This is a genomic window from Pseudomonas sp. P4_C3, from assembly GCF_056402075.1.
In genome coordinates, this window is sequence record NZ_JBFUIC010000495.1 from 1 (window position 1) to 2259 (window position 2259).

Sequence of the window (2259 nt, forward strand, 5' to 3'; positions counted from 1 at the left end):
ACCTGCTAAGCGAGAAAGTCCAGCGTCCCGGCTACGACCGCCATGTGTTCTTCCGCTCCATCGGCCTGGGCCTGGAAGACATTGCGCTGGCCAATGCGATCTATCGCCTGCAGCACTAACCCCCCCTGTAGGAGCGAGCTTGCTCGCGATGGTGTGTCAGTCGACACAGYGGTGCCTGAYMCACCATCGCGAGCAAGCTCGCTCCTACAGGGGGGGTTAGTGCTGCAGGCGATAGATCGCATTGGCCAGCGCAATGTCTTCCAGGCCCAGGCCGATGGAGCGGAAGAACACATGGCGGTCGTAGCCGGGACGCTGGACTTTCTCGCTTAGCAGGTCAGGCAGGTCGCCGACAATCGCACTCCTGTCCCAGCCGTGTTGTTCGGCGGCGATCAGCATTTCACCGGCCGAGCCCGGGGTGGTCAGGCGATAGTCGCAGAACACCTGCATGTTGTTGAGGCTTTGCGGCGGCACTTCGTGGGCACGCGGCGCGTTGGTGCTGATGGAGGTGATCAGCGCCGGTTTGCGCAGGCTTGACGGATCGATCACCGGACCGGCGGACGAGGTGCAGAGCATGATCACGTCGGCGTCCTGAACGGCAGCTTCGCGACTGTCGACGATGTTCAGGCGTGGCTCGATGTTTTTCAGCAGGCTCACGGTTTCGGCGTCTTCGCTCACGCTCGGCGAGTACAGGCAGATGCTCTGCCAGTCGCGCAGGCCTTTCACGTAATGCAGGTGCGCCTGGGCCACTTTGCCGCTGCCGATGATGGCCAGGCGATTGGCTGTGAGTGGCGCGAGGGCGTCGACCGCCACGGCGGTGGTGGCCGCAGTGCGCGCGGTGGTCAGTTCTCCGGCATCGCACAGCAACAACGGCTGGCCGGTCTGCATCGACATCAACAGCGTCCACGCTGTCACCAGCGGCCCCTGTTCACGGACGATGTACGGCGATGTCTTGATCCCGTACACGCCGTCTTCGGCCAACACGCCCAGGTAATTGATGAAGTCGCCGGCGCCCTGGGGAAATTCCACCAGTTGCTGCGCCGGTTGCACGGCTTGCCCGGCGGCCAGGTCGCGGAACAGTTTGCGCAGGATCTGCGGCACATCGACTCGCGCCAGATACTCGCGGGCCTGGGCTTGGGTAATCACTTGGGGCGTGCTGGACATGGTCGGCTCCGGGACTTGAAGTAAACTAATTTGTCCATTATGGACTTTTAGTTGTAGCGAGCAAGCTCCTGTTGAAAAAAGCCGGGCGAAAAAAAAGCGCAGTCCGTTTCCGGCTGCGCCTGTTTCTGCAACGTCACTCAGTGCGGACGTTTGCGCTCAACCGCCCGCAACAGGTGGGTCGGTGGCGTTTCACAGCTGATCTTGCGCCCCAGCAGTTCTTCGATGGACGGTAGCTGGTAGGAGTCGTCTTCACCGGCAAAGCTGATGGATACACCGTCGGCACCGGCACGCCCGGTACGACCGATGCGGTGCACGTAGTCGTCCGGCACTTCCGGAAGGGTGAAGTTGATCACGTGGCTGATGCCGTCGATGTGGATGCCGCGGCCGGCCACGTCCGTGGCGACCAGTACGCGGATCTTGCCTTCGCGGAAGCCTTCCAGGGTTTTTATGCGCTTGTGCTGCGGCACGTCGCCGGACAGTTGCGCGGCGTTGATGCCATCGCGCACCAGGCGTTCCTCGATGCGTCGCACTTCATCCTTGCGGTTGGCGAACACGATCACCCGCTCCCAACCATTGTCGTTGACCAGGTTGTAGAGCAGTTTGTATTTGTCGGCACCGGCCACCGCGTAGATGTGCTGCTCGACGTTTTCGCTGGCCACGTTCTGCGCTTCGATCTCGACGATCGACGGGTCGGTGGTCCATTGCTTGGCCAGGTTCATCACGTCTTCGGTGAAGGTCGCGGAGAACAGCAGCGTCTGACGCTCGGACTTCGGTGGCGTCTGGCGAATGATCTGGCGCACTTGCGGGATGAAGCCCATGTCGAGCATGCGGTCGGCTTCGTCCAGCACCATCACTTCGACCATGTCCAGATGCACGTCGCCGCGCTGGTTGAAGTCCAGCAGACGGCCCGGTGTGGCCACGAGGATGTCGCAGTGGCGGGCTTCGAGGTGCTTGAGTTGCTTGTCGAAGTCCATGCCACCGACGAACGTCATGACGTTGAGGCCGGTGTACTTGGTCAGGTCGGCGGCGTCCTTGGCGATCTGCACCACCAGTTCGCGGGTCGGTGCGATGATCAGCGCCCGCGGCTCACCCATGTAG

At 62.1% G+C, this 2259-nt stretch carries 2 protein-coding genes and 1 pseudogene; 1 reads left to right on the forward strand and 2 read right to left on the reverse strand.

Annotated elements, in window-relative coordinates:
- Positions 1-119 (forward strand): annotated as a pseudogene (locus AC1DVH_RS29790) (ornithine cyclodeaminase family protein); the annotation flags it as partial.
- A gap of 97 nt (positions 120-216) precedes the next feature.
- Here the strand turns inward: AC1DVH_RS29790 and AC1DVH_RS29795 are convergent.
- Both AC1DVH_RS29795 and rhlB read right to left on the reverse strand, forming a co-directional pair.
- Positions 217-1161 (reverse strand): ornithine cyclodeaminase family protein, encoded by a 945-nt coding sequence (locus tag AC1DVH_RS29795; protein ID WP_477756810.1) that lies wholly within the window; start codon positions 1159-1161, stop codon positions 217-219.
- A 137-nt stretch (positions 1162-1298) separates the two neighbouring features.
- The coding region (gene rhlB / locus AC1DVH_RS29800; protein ID WP_477756811.1) for an ATP-dependent RNA helicase RhlB at positions 1299-2259 on the reverse strand (961 nt) is incomplete at its 5' end.